The organism is Acidovorax sp. 99, assembly GCF_003096455.1.
GTDB lineage: Bacteria > Pseudomonadota > Gammaproteobacteria > Burkholderiales > Burkholderiaceae_C > Acidovorax > Acidovorax delafieldii.
Genome location: NZ_QEKU01000001.1, coordinates 2093300 through 2111735 on the forward strand (window position 1 = coordinate 2093300; position 18436 = coordinate 2111735).

The window sequence follows — 18436 nt, forward strand, 5'->3', positions numbered from 1 at the left end:
TGCCTTGCCGAAGTTGCTCCGCCCCACTCCTGATGGCCTGGTCGCACTGACCAGGCTGGATGGGTGCGTGCGCAGCGGTGCCACGGTGGACTGACCATGCCACCAGCGCAAGCCACCGCAGAAGCCGCCCGGCTCCAGGCACTGCAGTCTTACGCGATCCTCGACACCCCGACGGAAGACAGCTTTGACCAGCTGACCACGCTGGCTGCGCGTGTATGCCAGTGCCCCATGGCGGTGGTCAACTTCGTGGACAGCGACCGGCAGTGGTTCAAGGCCGCAGTGGGTATACCGTTCAAGGAGACCGAGCGCGCGATTGCGTTCTGCGCGCATGCACTGAGCGGCAGCCGCGAGCCCATGGTGGTCAACGACACCCACAAGCACCCGGTTTTTGCCCACAACCCGCTGGTCACGCAGGACCCCCATGTGCGCTTTTACGCCTGCGTGCCGCTGGTCACCCCCGAGGGGCAGGCGCTGGGCACGCTGGCGGTGCTGGACTCCATCCCCCGGCACATCGAGGCCGAGCAGCTGGAGGGCCTGCGCATACTGGCCGAGCAGGCCATGGTGCAGCTGGAGCTGCGCCGCCAAAAGCAGGTGCTGGCCGACCTGGTGCAGCAGCGCGACAAGATGCATGCCGAACTGCTGGCCCAGAGCGAGACCCTGCGCGTGGCCGGGCAGATGGCCCGCATTGGCGGCTGGATCGTGGAGCTGCCCAGCCTGCGGCTGAACTGGTCGCAGGAGATCGCCGCCGCCTTCGGCATTGCGGGGCGTGTGGGCTCGGTGGAACAGATCATGGAGCTGTACCTGCCCCCGCACCGGCAGGCCATGCAGGCAGCGTTTGAGAGCTGTATCCGCCACGGCACACCGTTTGACCTGGAAGCCGAACTCGTCACACCGGCAGGGCGGCATTTCTGGGTGCGCACCACCGGGCAGGCGGTGCGCGACGCTGACGGCCAAATCATGCGGGTTCAGGGGGCGTTTCAGGACATCTCGGCCCAGCACCAGGCCCGGCAGGCCCGCCGTGAAAGCGAAGAGCGCTTTCACCTAGTCTCACGCGCCACGGCCGACGCGGTGTGGGACTGGAACCTGCACACCGATGCCATGTGGTGGAACGAGGGCATGCAGACCCTGTTCGGCGTGCCGCTCGACCAGTTGCCGCCGGACAGCACCTCGTGGACCTTGCGGCTGCACCCCGATGACAGCGAAGAAGTGCTTGAAGGTATCCATGCCGCCATCGACGGCACGGCCAACCACTGGTCGGATGAGTACCGCTTTCGCCGCCAGGATGGCAGCTATGCCTGGGTGCTGGACCGGGGCTTCCTGATCCGCGACCTGCAGGGTAAGGCCGTGCGCATGGTGGGCGGCATGACCGACATCAGCACGCAAAAGCTGGCCGACCTGGACGCCCAGCGCGACGCACAGAACCATGCCGAGCTGCTGCAGGTGCAGCAGCGCATTTCGTCGCTGGACATGCCGCTGCCCGAGGTGCTGCAGCTGGTGGCCAGCACCGTACTGCGCCAGACCGAAGCGCGCGGCGCCATGGTGGAGCTGCTGCAAGGCCGCCAGCTGGTGGCGCAAGCCTCGGCCGGTGACCACGTGCGCCCGGTGGGCAACCTGCTGCCAGTGGACCAGAGCTTGCTCTGGCCTGCGCTCAGCAAGGGCCAGACCGTGGTGTGCAACGACACCGAGGCCGAGGGCTGGGACATGGCGTCGATGCCCCACCGCCACGGCGTGCGGTCGGTCATGGCGGTTCCGCTGCGCAGTGGCGACGCCATCGTCGGGTCGCTCAAGGTCACGTCGGACAAGGTCAATGCATTTTCGCGCCGCGATGTGGCGCACCTGGAGATACTGACCGAGTCGCTGGGTGCCATGGTGCAGTTGCGGCATGTGGCGGGGCAGCTGCATGCGTCCGAGCAGCAATACCGCATGCTGTTTGACGAGCACCCGCACCCCATGTGGGTGTACGACCGCGAAACCCTGCAGCTGCAGGCGGTGAACCGGTCGATGGAACGCCACTATGGCTACACCGAGTCCGAGCTGCTGACCATGTCGATGCTGGACCTGTGGCCCGCCGACCGGCGCCCCAACGTCGAGGCCAACATCCGCGCCGTTCCGATGGAGCAGCGCAACGCGCCGGTCATCAGCCGCCACATCAAGAAAGACGGCAGCTTCATGGATGTGGAGATCACGGCGGGCAGCATCAGCTTCAACGGGCGCCCAGCCCGCCAGGTGCTGGCCACCGACGTGACCGAACGCCTGCGCACCGAGCGCGAGCTGGCGCGCATGGGCCGTGCCCAGCGCCTGCTGAGCGCATGCAACGAAACCCTGGTGCGCGCCACGTCCGAGGCCGCACTGCTGCAGGCCATCTGCCAGATTGCGGTGGACATCGGTGGCTACCGCATGGGCTGGGTGGGGTTTGCGCTGGACGACGAGCGCAAATCCATCCGCCCTGTGGCCCATGCGGGCTACAACCAGAACTATCTGGAAAACCTGCAACTGAGCTGGTCGGCCGACGACCCCTATGGCCGGGGCCCGGCGGGCATTGCGGTGCGCACCGGCCAGCCGGTGATCGTGCAGGACATCCGCACCGAAGGCGACTTTGCCGACTGGACCGAGCGCATGCTGGAGCATGGCTTTCACGGGGTGATCTGCCTACCGTTGCGCGAGCATGCGCGCGACCACGCACAGGACCGCAGTTTTGGCCTGTTGTACCTGTACGCACCCGACGTGTTGCAGATCAGCCCCGAAGAAGCTGCACTGCTGCAGGAGCTGTCCAACGACCTGGCCATCGGCATCACCAGCCTGCGCGCGCACAAGGCGCAGCAGCGGCTGCAGGCTTCGGTGCTCAAGGTGGCGGCGGCCGTGTCGGCCAGCACCGGCACCGAATTTTTTGTGCAGTTGGTGCGCAACATGGCCGATGCGCTGGATGCCCAGGGCGGCTGCGTGGTGCGGCTGCTGCCGCATTCGCAAGACCAGGCGCCCCGGGTGGTCACGCTGGCCGCCGTGCTCGACGGCCAGATGCTGCCCAACGACGAATACAGCCTGACCGGCACGCCCAGCCTGTTGCTGATGTCGCAGCGTACCCATGTGGTGACCGACAAGGTGCAGCAGCTGTACCCCGAAGCCCCCGTGCTGCGCGCGGTGGGTGCCCAGGCCTATGTGGGCCAGCAGCTGTGCAATGCCGACGGCGAGGTGGTGGGCATCGTCTTTGTGCTGTTCCGCCACGCGATTGCCGACACGGACTTCATCACCTCCACGCTGCAGATCTTTGCCTCGCGGGCGTCGGCCGAGATCGAGCGGCAGCTGGCCGATATCCGCATCCGCCACCAGGCCTCGCTGCTGGACAAGGCCCAGGACGCCATCCTGGTGCGGGACCTGGACCACCGCATCATCTTCTGGAACAAGAGCGCAGAGCGTCTGTACGGCTGGTCGCAGCTGCAGGCGCTGGGGCAGTCCATCGAGACGCTGCTCTACGAAGACCCCACGCACTTCCGGCACGCCACGCAGACGGTGCTGGAGCAGGGCGAGTGGACCGGCGAGATCGTACAGCGCCACCGCGATGGCAGCACCATCGAGGTGGAAGGCCGCTGGACGCTGGTGCGTGGCGACGACGGCCAGCCACAGTCCATCCTGGCCATCAACACCGATATCCGCCAGCGCAAGGCCAGCGAGCGCGAGATCCAGCGCCTGGCGTTCTACGATGCGCTCACCGGCCTGCCCAACCGCATGCTGCTCATGGACCGCATGCACCAGGCCCTGGCCACCGCGCAGCGGCGCCAGCAGGGCGGGGCGCTGCTGTTCATCGACCTCGACAACTTCAAGACCCTGAACGACACCCTGGGCCACGACCAGGGCGACCTGCTGCTGCAACAGGTGGCGCAGCGCCTGAACACCTGCGTGCGCAGCGTGGACACGGTGGCCCGGCTGGGGGGTGACGAGTTTGTGGTCATGCTGGAAGAACTCAGCCCCAAGCCGCACGAGCTCGCGCTGCACGCCCGGGGCGTGGGTGAAAAGATCCTGGCCATGCTGGCCGTGCCCTATGCGCTGCAGGGCTACCAGTACCGCAGCACGCCGAGCATCGGCATTGCACCGTTCACCGGCGAGCACACCACAGTGGGCGAGCTGCTCAAACAGGCCGACCTGGCCATGTACCAGGCCAAGACGGCCGGCCGCAACACCTTGCGCTTTTTTGACCCCGACATGCAGGCTGTGGTCACGGCGCGCGCGGGGCTGGAAACCGACCTGCGCTCGGCGCTGATGCAGGAAGAGTTCCTGCTGCACTTCCAGCCGCAAATCCACCAGTCGGGCCGCTGTGTGGGGGTGGAGGCGCTGGTGCGCTGGGCCCACCCGCGGCGCGGCATGGTGTCGCCCGCGCAGTTCATCCCGCTCGCTGAAGAGACGGGCCTCATCCTGCCGCTGGGCCGCTGGGTGTTACACACCGCGTGCAAGCTGCTGGCCAGCTGGCAGAGCGACCCGGCCCTGTCGCACCTGACCATGGCCGTCAACGTGAGTTCGCGCCAGTTCCGCCATGCCAGTTTTGTGGACGACGTGGCCCGCGTGCTCGCCATCACCGGCGCGCCCTCGGCCCAGCTCAAGCTGGAGCTGACCGAAAGCCTGCTGGTGGAAGACATGGAGACCACCATCGCCACCATGACCGCGCTGCGGTCGTACGGGGTGGGCTTCTCGCTGGACGACTTTGGCACGGGCTACTCCAGCCTGAGCTACTTGAAGCGCATGCCACTCGACCAGCTCAAGATCGACCAGAGTTTTGTGCGTGACCTGCTGACCGACCCCAACGACGCTGCGATCGTGGACACCATCATCGGCCTGTCGCGCAGCCTGGGGCTGGAAGTGATCGCCGAAGGCGTGGAGACCCCCGAGCAATGCGCTCTGCTGGCCCGCGCAGGTTGCCAGCTCTACCAGGGCTACCTGTTCAGCAAGGCGCTGTCGGTGGACGTTCTGGACAGCTTCCTGCGCACCTCGCAGGCATAAGCGGCGCCCGCCAGGTGTTCCCGGCGCTTGTCCACCCCTTAGTCCCATCCCACCCTAACTCCCTTCTGAGGGCCTCAGGAGGCCCGTGAGCGGCCGGTGGGTCTGTTTCGGCCCCCCTGGGCCTGCTTTTGCGCCCAAGGCCCTCTACGGCCTTCTGGGCGTCTCCAGATCCCATCTTCCGTCCTGGGCAGCCCGGGTACGCCTGACATGTGGGTGCTGCTTTCGTCCACCCCTGCCGTTTGCATCGCCCCAGTTGTTCTCTGTCTTCTTCTTATGTCTTTTATAAATACATAGTCGTAGTAGTAGAGGGCGGCCTGGCGTGTGGACAACTGCATTTTTGCCAGCGCTGGCAAGCATTTAGCCCGCTGCCAACCCTGTGCACCCAGCCCTGCTCCCGTTGTCGCCCGAGCGGGGACAAAAGCGGCGCATCGCACTTTTCTGTGGATAAGCCCCCGGTTGTGCCAAAACTATCCCCAGTTTTACGCACCGGGCGCGTGGGCAGCAAGAATTTCAATCAAAACGACCCGTAGGGCCACGGCCGTATGCCTTGATTGCTCTCTAATTGATAGCGCCAAGGAAGATGTGACGCTCCGCTTCCGCTACTGCAGGGGCTTGGGGCACGCCAGCGAGGCGGTCAGAACCTGCCCAGACGATGGTCGATGCGGCGCACAGGGCCTTGGCGCAGCACATCCCTCTTACCAGGCCGCAAAGCCGTTTCGTGCGGTTACCGACTGCCTGTGGGTGCCCAAGAGAACCTGAGTGATCCGCAGGGCAGGCTGAGCGGTCGCCACCACGGCCTGGTGGTGATGTCCGTGCAGACAGGCCCCACAAGCAGAACCGCACGTCGCAGGCGTGTGATGGGTACCCCGGAGTTGGGGTTCTGGTTATTCTTTAATAGCTTTATATATAAATAGCAGTAGTAGTAGAGAACGCCTGTTTGTGTGGACAAGCGTCTTTTCTTCAATGCTGGCGCGTACTTGCGTCGCTGCAAAGTGTGTGGGGCGGCTTGCACAAAGTGCGGGGCTCACCGACAACAACTTTCGGGTGGCGGATTTTTGTGTGGATAACTGCCCGGTTGTGCCAGAACTGTGCCCAGAGTTATCCACAGCTGCGTCGCATGCTGCCGTTCGCTGCTCCCCATGGGCTGGCCGCCACAACAAAAAACCCGGCGTTCTGTGAAGAACGCCGGGTTGGCGGGTGCACGCCTTAGCGCCTGTCCGCCTGGCCGGGGGCCTTATTTGGCCGGAGCGGGGGCCGGACGGCCTTCGCCTCCGCGCATGCCGCCGTGGTGGTCGCCGTGCCCGTGGCGGCCCTCGCCACCCCGCATGCCACCCATGGGGTGGCCCCGGTGGGCCTGGGCGTCAAAGGTCTTTTGCTGCTCGGGCGTCAGCGTGGCATAGAAGGCCTTGGTGGCCTCGCCACGGCGGTCGGCTTCGGCAGCGTGCTGAGCGCGCAGGGCCCGCATGCGGTCGATGCGTTCCGGCGTGGTCAGCTTGTCCATGTCCTGGCGGTCCAGGCGGGCGGGGCGTTCGCCGGGTTGCATGGCGGTGGTGAAGGTGGTCCAGGCGGATTCCTGGGCAGGTGTCAGCTTGAGCTGGGCCTTGAGGTCTGCCAGCCGCTTGGCATGGCGCTGGGCCATGTCGCCATGGTGGCGTTCATGGCGGCCCTCGGCGGCCTTGGCAGGGGCTGTGGGGGATGCCGCAGGCGCAGCTGGGGGCTGCTGGGCCAGCACAGGCAACGCCATGGCGGCGAGCAGGGCGGTGGCGGCAATGCGGTGAGAGATGGGGTGGGAGAAACGGGATGCCATGGTGGAAGTCCTTTCGCGGTGGTGAGCTCGCTGCAACGACCGTTTCAGCGATTGGAGTCCAGTGTCTGCCGCCCACGTATCGCCACCGTGCGCGTTGGGTGAGGCTGTGTAAAGTTGCAGCGAACGCTTGCAAAGTGGCCTCCGAGATAATTTTGAGCAAATAGTCGACGATGCGCTAGTGATATGTGCCTTGCTTGCTATTGATTGTGTAGCGTTTTTAGTCCCTCAAGGGCTGCCTGTGCCCCAGCGGCCCGGCGCCTGGGTGGCGACCGCCGACAATGGCGGGTTCCGTGTCCGTGTCGTTGTCCGCAGCGACCCCAACCAAAGGTTTTCCGTGTTCAAGAACATGATCGTGTACCGCATTGCTCCGCAATGGCAGGTCGAGCTGACGCAAGTAGAGGATGCCCTGGCCAAGGCCCCGTTCCAGGAATGTGGCGCCACGCAAGAGAAGTCGCTGGGCTGGGTGCCCCCCCGGGGTGAACTACATGGCCCCTTGGTCGAATCGGTGGGCGGGCAGTGGATCCTGCGTTTCATGGTCGAGACCAAGGTGTTGCCCGGCAGCGTGCTGGCGCGCAAGGTCAAGGAAAAGGCCGAACGCATCGAAAAGGAAACCGGCCGCAAGCCCGGCAAGAAGGAAAGCAAGGAACTGAAAGACGAGGCCAAGCTGGACCTGCTGCCCATGGCCTTCACCAAGCAGGGCTCGATGTGGATCTGGATCGACACGGCCTCGCGCCTGCTGGTGCTGGACACGTCAGCCCAAGGCCGTGCTGATGAAGTGGTGACCTTGCTGGTCGAATCGCTGCCCGGCCTGTCGGTGTCGCTGCTCGACACCCAGACCAGCCCCCAGGCCGCCATGGCCCACTGGCTCAAGGAGCAGGAGCCACCCGTGGGCTTCACTGTGGACCGCGAGTGCGAACTCAAAAGCGCCAACGAGGAAAAAGCCGTGGTGCGCTACGCCCGCCACCCACTGGACATCGAGGAGGTGCAGGCCCACATCGACGCCGGCAAGCTGCCGACCAAGCTCGCCCTCACCTGGGACGATCGCGTGAGCTTCATGCTCACCGAAGGCCTGCAGATCAAGAAAGTGTCGTTTCTGGACACGGTGTTTGAAGGCACCAAGGCAGACGATGGCGGCTTTGACACTGACGTGGCGATTGCCACGGGCGAGCTGGTCAAGCTGATTCCGGACCTGATCGAGGCGCTGGGAGGGGAGTCAGAGAGTGGGGTGGCGAGTGCGGCGCAGGCAGTGGCCAGCGACCGGGCGGAAACCGCTCCAGCGGCATCACGGCCACCAATGGCTGCACCAGCACCCTCTGCCCCGGCGCGCAAAGTGGCTGGGGGTGGCGTGGTGACCGGTCCCCGCGAAGTGCCCGTCGATACCGACCCGGAATCGGCGCCGTTCTGACATCGTGGCCCGCCGGGCCATTGTGGCTTCAGCGGCTGTGGCCGCAGGCGGCATCCACCAACGCTGCCAGCTCGCGCACATAGGCGTCTTCAATGCCCAGCACCTCGCACTGCTGCACCAGTTGCTCCAGATAGTCCCGGTTGCTGCCGATGCGCCCGCAGGCGGTGGCAATCGTCGCGGCCGTGGCCTGCAGCGACAGATTGGCCCGGTAATGGGTATGGGCCGTGTTGGCGACCAGCACCAGCGCCTGCACCTCGCCCTGGGGCGTTGGCAGGGGCAGCAGTTGCGGGCAGTAGGCGCCGGTGATCATCTCGCGCCGCCACAGCAGGCGGGACTCGTCCTCCACCAGCGGCGCCGGGATGCGGAATGCCAGGCCTTCGCAGCCCTGTGGGTCTTCGTCGCCCGTGCGCTGCAAGGTTAGCACCAGGCCCGGGCAATCGGGGGTGCCCCGGCCGATGGTGGTGCTCAGGGCAAAGCGGCGTGCAAAGCCGGGCAGGCAGGCGCGGCGCACTTCGCCAAAGTGAAAGCCTGGGTTCCACATCAGCGAGCCATAGGCAAACACCCACAGATCCTGCTGCTCGGCGGTGATCGTGGAAAGCACCTCGCGGCGGGATTGCTCAACCTCGATATCTGGCAGGCGCCAGTGGGCGGGCAGGCCCTGGCAGCGCGCCTGGGCGTCCCACTCGGCCAGCACCTCGTCGGTGAGGCGCAGGCCCGAGGCATGGGCGGGGGTCAGCCGGCCTTGCAGCTCAGGCAGGTGAAGGAAGGCTTTGTCGGGGGTCATGGGGCCAGTTCCAAGCGCTGGGGTGACGCGTTTCAACGCCGCGCCAGGTCAAACACCAGCACCTCGGCGTGGTGGCCGTCGTGCAGGGTCAGCGTGTTTTCGCTGTCCAGCAAGGCGCCATCGCCACCAGACAGCGCGATGCCGTTGACCTGCACCGCCCCTCGCGCCACGTGCACGTAGGCCAGGCGTTCGGGGTTCAGCACTTGGGTGGCGGTTTCGCTGCCATCCAGCAAGCCTGCCCAGATGGAGGCGTCGGCGTTCATGGTCACCGAGCCGTCCTCTCCCCGGCGCGAGGCAATGCGCACCAGGCGGCCCCGGCGGTCTGCGGACGGGAAGTGTTTTTGTGCGTAGCTGGGGCGGATGCCGGTGAACAGGGGCTTGATCCAGATCTGCAGGAAATGGGTGGGCTGGTCGGGCAGCGCATTGAACTCGCTGTGGCGCACGCCCCAGCCGGCGCTCATGCGCTGTACGTCGCCCGGGTGCAGGATGCCGGTGGGAGCCTCCGCCGAATCAGCCCCTGGCGCCCCCGAGGCCGCTGAGCCGCCAGGTTGTTGGCCGGTGCGTTCGTGCAGGTTGTCCTGGTGGGCCAGGGCGCCGTCGAGTACGTAGCTCACGATCTCCATGTCGCGGTGCCCATGCGTGCCAAAGCCTTTGCCGGGCGCCACTGTGTCATCGTTGAGCACCAGCAGGTTGCCATGGCCCTGGTGGCGCAGGTCGAAGTAGTCGCCAAACGAAAAGCTGTGGGCGCTGTGCAGCCAGCCGGTGGAGGACCGGCCCCGTTCGGAGGAGGGGCGGACGGTGATCATGGCTTTATTGCGGGGGTATCCGGCCGATGTTGCACCACAGGGGCAAGAGAGTGCGTGGAGCCGTGTAGGTTGTCGTCGCCATGGCCTCACTCTAAGGGCCGATGGGTTCGCCATCAATGGCTGGCAGCTCAACTCACTGTTCCGCGATTCAGTCCAATGCTGTGTGCCGGGGCATTCCCCCAGCCCCGCCCCTGGCACAAGGAGCGTACGGTGCAGAAGGTTGGACCGTCGATCAGGCCAGCAGCAGCGCGGCCAGCATCAATGCGCAGCCCACCGCCACCAGCGTCCATGAAGACTGCTGCTTCACAAACACAAACGTGCTGGGGTCGTTGGGCATGTAGGCGATTTCGACCGGGCGATGGGCCTTGAATTCGGTCAGGATCTCTTCCGGGAAACTGTGCTTCACCACCATCTGCTGGCCGCTGTCGGTCTTGTAGTGGAACTCGGCGGTGTAGGTGGAAGAACCGCTTTTCTTGAACTCCGTGTACTGCGTGATGGGCTCGACCATGGCGTGTTTGCCGAGCTTGAGCGTTCTGGAAAGCTCGGACCGCTCCTGCATTCCAAAAGCAACGAACACGACCCCGGCGAGAACGCCCGCGATTTTGAACAGCAGCTTGCCTTGTTGGCGTGATGGCTTCATACCCTCTCTCCCTCCGTTTTGGCGGGAGTGTAAGGGCTCTGCTTGAAGACAAGAAAGAGGCTGCCGGCGATGCAGTTGCGCTTGCGTTACCGCCCCACAAACTGCGGGCTCTGGCGCTGGTGAAACGCCTCCACCCCCGCGCGGAAGTCTTCGGTGCCCGCGCAGTGCACAAAGGCGTCTTTTTCAGCGGCCAGTTGCTCGGGCAGCGTGCGGTCCATCGACGCGCGCATCAGGCGCTTCATGGCGCCGTAGGCCAGCGTGGGGCCGTTGGCCAGGCGCTGGGCCAGGGCGGCGGTGACGCTGTCCAGCTCGGCGCCGGGTACCACGCGGTTGACGAGGCCCAGGCGCAGCGCATCGTCCGCGGTGAAGGCCTCGCCCAGCAGCGCGATCTCCAGCGCCTGGCGCACGCCCACGGTGCGCGGCAGCGCCCACGAGGCACCGACGTCGCAGCTGGTGCCCAGGTTGATGTAGGCCAGGTTGAAGCGTGTGCCTTCGGCAGCGATCACGTAGTCGGCCATCAGCACCAGGCTCAAGCCCGCACCGGCGGCGGCGCCGTGCACCTGCGCGATGACCGGCGCGTTCATCTGTCCCAGCAACTGAAGGGCGGCATTGAGCGGCGTGAGGATGTCGATGGCGCCCTGCACCGGGTCGGCGCGCAGCGTGGCCAGGTCGCCCCCGGCCATGAAGCCCCGGCCATTGCCACGCAGCACCACGGCCCGCACACCGGGGTCGGCAGCGATGGCCTGCACGGCGGCGAGGAAGGCATTGGCCATGGGCACGTCGATGGCGTTGAGTGCCTCGGGCCGGTTGAAGCGCAGCGTGGCGACGGCGCCGTGGCGCTCCAGCAGCAGGGGCGGCTGTGGGGCGGGCGCGGACGGTGCATTGGAGGATGCTGCAGGGTCTGGGGCTGTATTTTTCATGTCCAATCCGCTTCAAGCGCTAGGGGATATTGCGCTATCAGCTCCTGTTTTGATAGTAAGTGGGTCCCAATGCGCAAGCCCTGGGCTATTGGTACAGCGCCTCGATCTCGGCCGCATAGGTTTTGTAGATGCTTGCGCGGCGCACCTTCATCGTCGCGGTCACCTCGCCGTCGTCGTGGTCCAGCTCCTTGGTCAGCAGGTGGAACTTGCGAATCTGCGAGACCTGCGCGAGGCGCTGGTTGCCCTGGTTGATTTCGGCGTCAATGAGGCCACGCACCTCGGGGTGCTCCACCAGCGAGCGAAAGTGCGTGAACGGAATGCGCCGCGCCTCGGCCCACTTGCCCACGGTCTCGTAGTCGATCATCACCAGCGCGCCGACAAACTTGCGCGCCTCGGCTACGATGATGCATTCCTTGATGAAGGGGCTGCCCTTCATGGTGTTCTCGATTTCGGACGGCGTGAGGTTTTTGCCGCCGGCCGTGATCATGATGTCCTTGAGGCGGTCCACGATCTTGATCTGGCCTTGCTCTTCGCGCACCACGTCGCCCGTGTGCAACCAGCCGTCCACGATGCTGCTGGCCGTGGCTTCGGGGTTCTTGTAGTAGCCCGCAAACACCATGTCGCCTTTGAGTTGCAGCTCACCGTTGTCGGCAATGCGGTGCTCCACGCCCAGTGTGGGCACGCCCACGGTGCCCACCACCACGTGGTCAAACCGGTGGCCCGTGACCATGCCAGTCGATTCGGTCAGGCCATACACCTCGATGAGCGGCACGCCCAGCACGCGGAAAAAGCGCACCACGTCGGGCGGAATCGGCGCCGCGCCGGTGAGTGCCACATGGGCATTGCGCAGGCCAATGAAGTTCTGCAGCGCACGGAACACCAGCCAGTAGCTCGCGGCAAAGGTGAGCTTGTCGGCAGCGTTCCAGGCGCTGCGCGGCTTTTCGGCCAGGGGCCTGCAGGCGTTGTAGGCCTTGTGGAACAGCGCGCGGCGCAGGCCACCGGTTTCTTGCAGCTTGATGTGGATGGCGGCGTGCAGCTTTTCCCAGATGCGCGGCACGCCCAGGAACATGGTGGGCGCGACTTCGCGCAGGTCTTCCTGCACGGTGCGGATGGATTCGCCAAAGTTCACCTGCGAGCCGATGTACACGGGCACAAAGCTGGTCAGCATCTGCTCGGCCACATGGCACAGCGGCAGGTACGACAGGTGGGTGGTCTCGCGCGACAGCTCCAGCCGGTCCACGATGCCAGGCACCACGCCCCGTATGTTGCGGTACGAAATCATCGCGCCCTTGGGCTTGCCGGTGGAGCCCGAGGTGTAGATCATCAGGCCCACGTCATCCAGCCGCTGGCGTGCCAGGGCATCGTCGATGATGGCCTGGTGGCCCGACGCCGCGCCCAGCTGCTCCACTTCGTCAAACGTGGTGATGAACTGCCGCACCTCGGGCGCAAAGCTGCGCAGGCCCTTGGTCTCCATGACCACGATCTTTTTCAGGCGCGGCAACTCGGGCAGCGCGGCCAGCAGCTTGTCGGTCTGCTCCTGGTCTTCGCAGACCATGATCTCGATGTCGGCATGGCCCACCACATAGGCCACCTCGTTGGTGGGGCTGGTGGGGTACACGCCGACCGTCACGGCGCCCATCAGGCCCGCGCCCATCTGGGCCAGCACCCATTCGATGCGGTTCTCGGAGATCACGCCCACATGCCCGCCCGCAGGCAGGCCCAGTGCGCGCAGCCCCAGGCCGAAGTGGCTGGCGCGCTGGTGGTACTGCGCCCAGGTGAAGGGCTTCCAGATACCGAAGTCCTTTTGCCGGATGGCAATGCGCTGCGCGTCGGTGCGTGCGCGCTCGCGCAGCATCTGGGGCAGGGTGAGGTCGGGGAGTGTGCTCATGACAGCCAGCGTTTGCGACGCTTGTAGTGCTTGATGTCCTTGAAGCTTTTCGCCTCGCCGCCACCGCCCATGCCCAGGTAGAACTCGCGCACGTCCGGGTCATTGGCCAGGCGCTCGGCCGTGCCGTCGATCACGATCTTGCCGTTCTCCATGATGTAGCCCCGGTGCGCCACGGCTAGGGCCACGGTGGCGTTCTGCTCCACCAGCAGCATGCTGGTGCCCCGTTCGGCGTTGATGCGCGCAATGATGGTGAAGATGTCTTCCACCAGCTTCGGAGAAAGGCCCAGCGAGGGCTCGTCGAGCAGGATGAGCTGGGGCTGCGCAATCAGCGCGCGGCCAATGGCCAGCATCTGCTGCTCGCCACCCGAAAGGTACCCGGCCAGGCCCTTGCGCCGCTCGTGCAGGCGCGGGAAGTAGCTGTAGACCAGGTCGAAATCCGGCGTCGCATCCTTGCGCCCTGTGAGCGCATAGGTCGCCGCCACCAGGTTCTCTTCGACCGTAAGGTCTTCAAACACGCGGCGGCCTTCCATCACATGGCTCAGGCCGTTGCGCACCAGCTGCTGCGGGGCCACGGCGGCCGTTGGCTGGCCGTTGAAGTGGATGCTGCCGCTTTCGACCACGCCATCTTCCAGCGCCAGCAGGCCCGAGATGGCTTTGAGCGTGGTGCTCTTGCCTGCCCCGTTGCTGCCCAGCAGCGCCACGATCTGCCCCCGCGGCACGGCCAGCGACAGGCCGCGCAGGGCCTGCACCACCTTGTTGTAGATGACCTCGATGTTGTTGACTTCGAGGACGTTGGCCGGGGTTGGCTGGGTCATGGCAAAGGCGAGGTCAGAGCTTGATCCAGTCAGATGCGGCCACCATTTTTTGCGCCTTCATGTCGGCGCGGTACACGCGTCCCACGGGGATGGAGTTGCCGCTGATGGTGATCGGCACGCCGATCAGCCCGCCCGTGTCGAAGTCCTTGATGGAATTGAGTGCGGCCTTCAGGTTGGGGCCGGTAAGGGGCTTGCCAGCGTCCAGCGTGCGCTTGGCTGCCTCGGTGAACAGCATCGCGGCCAGGAAGCCCTGGATGTAGGCCGTGCTCTGGTACTCGGGCCGCAGCGCGCGGATCTTCTCCAGCATGGGCGCTTTCTCGGTGTCGTAGTAATAGCGATACGGCATCACACCCATGAAGCCGTCGGCGGCTTCGCCCATCTTCATGACGGTGGAGCTGTCCATGGTCCAGAAGGTGCCCATCCACTTGCTGGTCATGCCCTGCTGCTTGCCCTGGGTGATGAACTCAGGGATGGGCGCGAGGATGTAGCCGTGGAAGATGGTGTAGTCGGGCGCCGCGCGGCGCAGCTTGATGACCTCGGTGGACACATCCACGCTGCCGGCGGGCGTCATGATCTTGATGGGCACCGACAGGCCCAGCTGCTTGGCCATGGCTTCGCTGGACTCGATGGGGTCGCGGCCGAATTCCGAATCGGAGTACACGAAGGCCACCTTGGCACCGGGCTTTTCCTTGGCGATGTGCTTGAGCAGGATGCCGAACATCTCGGTGTAGTCGGGGCCCACGAGGAACTGGTGGGGGTACTTCTTGGGGTCGTTGAGTTCGGTGGCAAACGACGCGCCGGCCATCAGGATGTTGCCGTTGCGGTCCAGCTCGGGGTTGATGGTTTTGGAGAAGCCCGTGGAGTCGCCGTAGTAGAGGTTGACCTTGTTCTGGCTGGTGATCTTCTTGAACGCAGCCACCGACACATCGACCTTGTAGCCCGTGTCCTCGGGCACGTACTTGACCTTGCGGCCCTTGATGCCGCCCGCGTCGTTGAGCATCTTCACGTAGTCGCCCATGCCCGCGTTGATGCCCACGCCCGCAAACGCGAACACGCCGGTGAGCGGGATGGAGCCGCCGATCACGATCTCTTCAGCGCCTTGGGCCAGCACCGACAGCGGGCTGGTGAGCGCTGCGGCGCCAGCGGCCCCGAGCAAGAGTTGGCGGCGCTGGAAGGAAGTGCGTGGTGTGTCCATGGTTGTCTCCTGTGGGTTAGAGCCTATTGATAGCCATTTCATGGGGTACGTTGCCCCGCAGAGGCAGTGGATGCAAGGCGCCCACCGCAAGCTGCACTGATGTGCAGCGAGGATGGGCAACGCTGCAGACGCTACCTCTGCGGGGCAACCCTTCGGGCATGACAGCACACAGCCACGCTCGTCGTTCCCCGCCTTGCCCAGGCCGCCAGCATGCGCTGCGACGGACGCCTAGATCGTGACTGTGTGTTGTCATGCGTACCCCATGAAATGGCTACCAATAGGCTCTCAGTTTCGGAAAGGCCAGAGATGGAAGAAACGACGGACGCGCCGCCACACTTCGGCCAGGCCATGGGGCTCGAAGACGAGAAAACCGATGATGAGCAGGCCAAAGATGACCGTGCGCACCGGCGAGAGGAACACGGTGAGTTCGCTGCCGCCGGGCATCAGGTCCACCACGAGCTTGAGCAGCTCGGGCACCATGGTCATGAACACTGCGCCCAGGATGCCGCCCAGGATGGAGCCCATGCCGCCGACGATGATGGCCGCGAGGAAAAAGATGGACATGAGCAGCGGAAAGCTCTCGGGCGTGACCACGCGAAAGAAGTACGCCCACAGCCCGCCCGCTACCCCCGCATAGAACGACGACAGCCCAAACGACAGCAGCTTGTAGCGCAGCAGCGGTATGCCCAGCACCTCGGCCGAGATGTCGCGGTCGCGAATCGCGATGAACGCACGGCCCACGCGCGTGCGAAACAGGTTGGCCGCGCCCAGCAGCATGAGGAGGGTGACCGGCACGATGAGCCAATAAAGGCGGAACGATGTATCGAGTGCCATGCCGAACAGCTTGGCGGGCGGCACGCTCAGGCCACCGGTGCCGCCAGTGAACTTCCAGTTGGCAAAGATGAAGTGCGCGATGAACGATGCGGCAATGGTGGCAATCGCCAGGTACAGCCCCTTCACGCGCAGCGAGGGGATGCCCACCACGATGCCGCCCAGCATGGCCACGAAGCCACCGGCCAGCAGGTTGAGCACAAAGGGCGTGCCCACCTTGGTTTCCAGCACGGCCACGGTGTAGGCCCCCAGGCCCATGAAGGCCGCCTGCCCCAGGCTGACGAGACCCGTGTAGCCCGTGAGGATGTTGAGCCCCGTGGCGCTGGCCACATTGATGCTGACCAGGCAGGCCAGGTACAGCCAGTAGTCGCTGGCCATGAAGGGGAACAGCACCAGCAGCGCAGCGCCCACGGCCAGCCACACCTTTTGCGTGCGCGAGTCGAACAGCGCCGCGTCGGCGATGTAGGTTTCCTTGAGGGTTCCGATGCGCATGGGTCCGGCCTTAGAGTCTCTCGATTTCGTGGGTGCCGAACAGGCCGTACGGCCGCACCAGCAGCACCGCGACCAGCACGATGAAGGTGGCCAGCAGCTTGTATTCGCCGCCCAGGTAGGCCCCGGCCAGCGCCTCGATCAGGCCGATGAGAATGCCGCCGACGAGCGCGCCCAGCACGCTGTCGAGCCCGCCCACGATGACGACCACCAGCACCGACAGCCCGAACACGCCCATGCTGGACGAGATGCCGCCAATCGAGCCGACGATGATCCCGGAGATGGCCGCCAGCATGGCCGAGGCCACCCAGGCCAGCGAGAACACACGCGGCACGTTGATGCCCACCGAATACGCGGCGGCCTGGTCGCTGGCCGTGGCACGCAGGGCCACGCCACCGCGCCAGAAGCGGAACACCACCAGCACTGCTGCGATGAAAACGACGGCAATCACTGCACCCCAGAACACCTTGGGCGCGAGGAACGCGTCACCCACCATGATGGGCTGCGTGGGCATGAAGTCGGGCAGGCGGCGCTGGTCGGCCGTCCAGATCATCTCCACCAGGCCCACCAGCACCGAGGCCAAGCCCACGGTGACCATGAACACGGAGATCGGCGGCTCGCCCAGCAGCGGGCGGATCATGGTGCGCTCGATCACCGCGCCCAGCAGGCCCGTGCCCAGCACGGCGGCGGGGATGGCCAGCCACAGCGGCAGCGCAAACATCGATGCGAAGGTGAAGAACAGGTAGGCGCCCACCATCAGCAGCTCGCCAATGGCGATGTTGACCACGCGGGTGGCCTTGTAGACCATCACAAAGGCCAGCGCCGCCAGCGCATACAGCCCGCCACCGGCGATGCCGGTGAGGCTGATCTCAAACAGGTAGGCCCAGTCGAAGTTGCCAGTCATGCGGTGCTCACCCCCTGCAGCTTGGCGCGCAGGTCGCCCACATCGCCCGCGCCCAGGTAGGCGCGGATGACCTCGGGGTTGGCCTGCACGGCGGCGGGTGTGCCCTGGGCAATGACCTGGCCGAAATTGAGCACCACCACGTGGTCCGACAGGTCCATCACCATGCCCATGTCGTGCTCGACCATGAGTACTGTCACGCCCCATTCTTCGCGCACATCGAGGATGAAGCGCGCCATGTCTTCGGTCTCTTCGCGGTTCATGCCGGCCACGGGCTCGTCCAGCATCAGGATCTGCGGCTGCATGGCGAGGGCCCGGGCCATCTCCACGCGCTTTTGCAGGCCGTAGGGCAGGGCCGAGACGGGTGCGTGGCGGATGTGGTCGATTTCGAGAAAGTCGATGATGCGTTCCTCGATGTCGCGGCGCAGTTCGGCCTCTTCGCGGCGCGCGCGGCCGAAGTACAGCAATGCATCAAGCACATTGGTCTTGAGGTGCGCGTGGCGGCCGAGCTTGATGTTGTCGAGCACTGTCATGCCGCGAAACAGCGCGATGTTTTGAAAGCTGCGGCCCAGGCCCAGCTTGGCGCGCTGCGGTGCGGGCACGCGGGTGATGTCTTGCCCCTGAAAGCGGATGGAGCCCTGGCTGGGCCGATAAAAGCCCGAGATGGTGTTGAACAGCGAGGTCTTGCCCGCACCGTTGGGGCCAATGACGGCGGTGATGGAGCCGGGCTGCACGTCAAAGCCTACGCCGGTCAGCGCCTTCACGCCACCGAACGCCAAGGTAACGCCCTGCACCTGCAGCAGGGGCGTGGCAGCAGCGGGGCCGGAAGGGGTTGTCTCCATTGGCTTTCTAATACGGGTTGACTGCAGCTTTTGACAGAAATTTCGATGGAACCCAGCGCAAATTTCCTACTTGTGCGTAAACTGTTTACTCGCAAGTAGATTCTGGAAGCCGCGACCCTCATCA

The 18436-nt window shown here is 65.3% G+C and carries 13 protein-coding genes; 2 read left to right on the forward strand and 11 right to left on the reverse strand.

What is annotated here, in order from left to right:
- Positions 1 to 96 precede the first annotated feature (96 nt).
- Positions 97 to 4989 carry an EAL domain-containing protein gene (locus tag C8C95_RS09835; protein WP_116748462.1) on the forward strand — a complete coding sequence of 1631 codons (4893 nt, stop codon included), beginning with the start codon at positions 97 to 99 and terminating at the stop codon, positions 4987 to 4989.
- Positions 4990 to 6223: 1234 nt separating this feature from the next.
- On the opposite strand, the gene C8C95_RS09840 is transcribed toward C8C95_RS09835, so the two are convergent.
- Positions 6224 to 6796 (reverse strand): Spy/CpxP family protein refolding chaperone, encoded by a 573-nt coding sequence (locus C8C95_RS09840; RefSeq protein ID WP_060987148.1) that lies wholly within the window; start codon positions 6794 to 6796, stop codon positions 6224 to 6226.
- A 334-nt stretch (positions 6797 to 7130) separates the two neighbouring features.
- Here C8C95_RS09840 and C8C95_RS09845 point away from each other — a divergent pair, with 334 nt between their 5' ends.
- Complete coding sequence (locus tag C8C95_RS09845; protein WP_116750223.1) at positions 7131 to 8201, forward strand: recombination-associated protein RdgC; 1071 nt, start codon at positions 7131 to 7133, stop codon at positions 8199 to 8201.
- Positions 8202 to 8229: 28 nt separating this feature from the next.
- Here C8C95_RS09845 and C8C95_RS09850 read toward each other — a convergent pair whose 3' ends face one another.
- The 10 genes from C8C95_RS09850 to C8C95_RS09895 form a co-directional block, all read right to left on the reverse strand.
- A complete protein-coding gene (locus tag C8C95_RS09850) occupies positions 8230 to 8985 on the reverse strand; it encodes a gamma-glutamylcyclotransferase (protein ID WP_116748463.1) in 756 nt (251 codons plus the stop codon).
- A gap of 32 nt (positions 8986 to 9017) precedes the next feature.
- Positions 9018 to 9791 carry a pirin family protein gene (locus C8C95_RS09855; protein WP_116748464.1) on the reverse strand — a complete coding sequence of 258 codons (774 nt, stop codon included), beginning with the start codon at positions 9789 to 9791 and terminating at the stop codon, positions 9018 to 9020.
- 232 nt (positions 9792 to 10023) lie between these two features.
- Positions 10024 to 10431 carry a hypothetical protein gene (locus tag C8C95_RS09860; RefSeq protein WP_116748465.1) on the reverse strand — a complete coding sequence of 136 codons (408 nt, stop codon included), beginning with the start codon at positions 10429 to 10431 and terminating at the stop codon, positions 10024 to 10026.
- Positions 10432 to 10517: 86 nt separating this feature from the next.
- Positions 10518 to 11351 (reverse strand): enoyl-CoA hydratase-related protein, encoded by an 834-nt coding sequence (locus C8C95_RS09865; RefSeq protein WP_243415669.1) that lies wholly within the window; start codon positions 11349 to 11351, stop codon positions 10518 to 10520.
- A gap of 85 nt (positions 11352 to 11436) precedes the next feature.
- A complete protein-coding gene (locus C8C95_RS09870) occupies positions 11437 to 13239 on the reverse strand; it encodes a long-chain fatty acid--CoA ligase (RefSeq protein ID WP_116748466.1) in 1803 nt (600 codons plus the stop codon).
- The gene (locus C8C95_RS09875) at positions 13236 to 14054 is read right to left on the reverse strand and encodes an ABC transporter ATP-binding protein (protein ID WP_055398825.1); all 819 of its coding nucleotides are present in this window, start codon (positions 14052 to 14054) and stop codon (positions 13236 to 13238) included. The genes C8C95_RS09870 and C8C95_RS09875 overlap by 4 nt, the downstream gene beginning before the upstream one ends.
- A 13-nt stretch (positions 14055 to 14067) precedes the next feature.
- The gene (locus tag C8C95_RS09880) at positions 14068 to 15249 is read right to left on the reverse strand and encodes an ABC transporter substrate-binding protein (protein ID WP_116748467.1); all 1182 of its coding nucleotides are present in this window, start codon (positions 15247 to 15249) and stop codon (positions 14068 to 14070) included.
- A gap of 285 nt (positions 15250 to 15534) precedes the next feature.
- The gene (locus C8C95_RS09885; RefSeq protein ID WP_015011893.1) at positions 15535 to 16572 is read right to left on the reverse strand and encodes a branched-chain amino acid ABC transporter permease; all 1038 of its coding nucleotides are present in this window, start codon (positions 16570 to 16572) and stop codon (positions 15535 to 15537) included.
- 10 nt (positions 16573 to 16582) lie between these two features.
- Positions 16583 to 17473 carry a branched-chain amino acid ABC transporter permease gene (locus tag C8C95_RS09890; protein ID WP_116748468.1) on the reverse strand — a complete coding sequence of 297 codons (891 nt, stop codon included), beginning with the start codon at positions 17471 to 17473 and terminating at the stop codon, positions 16583 to 16585.
- Positions 17470 to 18312, reverse strand: coding sequence for an ABC transporter ATP-binding protein (locus tag C8C95_RS09895; protein ID WP_116748469.1), 843 nt, complete (start codon positions 18310 to 18312; stop codon positions 17470 to 17472). The genes C8C95_RS09890 and C8C95_RS09895 overlap by 4 nt, the downstream gene beginning before the upstream one ends.
- Positions 18313 to 18436 lie beyond the last annotated feature (124 nt).

What these genes read in the sequence shown, in the direction of transcription:
- C8C95_RS09835 (WP_116748462.1), top strand. Translation starts at nt 97, where the DNA reads ATGCCACCAGCGCAAGCCACCGCAGAAGCCGCCCGGCTCCAGGCACTG.
- C8C95_RS09840 (WP_060987148.1), bottom strand. Translation starts at nt 6,796, where the DNA reads ATGGCATCCCGTTTCTCCCACCCCATCTCTCACCGCATTGCCGCCACC.
- C8C95_RS09850 (WP_116748463.1), bottom strand. Translation starts at nt 8,985, where the DNA reads ATGACCCCCGACAAAGCCTTCCTTCACCTGCCTGAGCTGCAAGGCCGG.
- C8C95_RS09855 (WP_116748464.1), bottom strand. Translation starts at nt 9,791, where the DNA reads ATGATCACCGTCCGCCCCTCCTCCGAACGGGGCCGGTCCTCCACCGGC.
- C8C95_RS09860 (WP_116748465.1), bottom strand. Translation starts at nt 10,431, where the DNA reads ATGAAGCCATCACGCCAACAAGGCAAGCTGCTGTTCAAAATCGCGGGC.
- C8C95_RS09865 (WP_243415669.1), bottom strand. Translation starts at nt 11,351, where the DNA reads ATGAAAAATACAGCCCCAGACCCTGCAGCATCCTCCAATGCACCGTCC.
- C8C95_RS09870 (WP_116748466.1), bottom strand. Translation starts at nt 13,239, where the DNA reads ATGAGCACACTCCCCGACCTCACCCTGCCCCAGATGCTGCGCGAGCGC.
- C8C95_RS09875 (WP_055398825.1), bottom strand. Translation starts at nt 14,054, where the DNA reads ATGACCCAGCCAACCCCGGCCAACGTCCTCGAAGTCAACAACATCGAG.
- C8C95_RS09880 (WP_116748467.1), bottom strand. Translation starts at nt 15,249, where the DNA reads ATGGACACACCACGCACTTCCTTCCAGCGCCGCCAACTCTTGCTCGGG.
- C8C95_RS09885 (WP_015011893.1), bottom strand. Translation starts at nt 16,572, where the DNA reads ATGCGCATCGGAACCCTCAAGGAAACCTACATCGCCGACGCGGCGCTG.
- C8C95_RS09890 (WP_116748468.1), bottom strand. Translation starts at nt 17,473, where the DNA reads ATGACTGGCAACTTCGACTGGGCCTACCTGTTTGAGATCAGCCTCACC.
- C8C95_RS09895 (WP_116748469.1), bottom strand. Translation starts at nt 18,312, where the DNA reads ATGGAGACAACCCCTTCCGGCCCCGCTGCTGCCACGCCCCTGCTGCAG.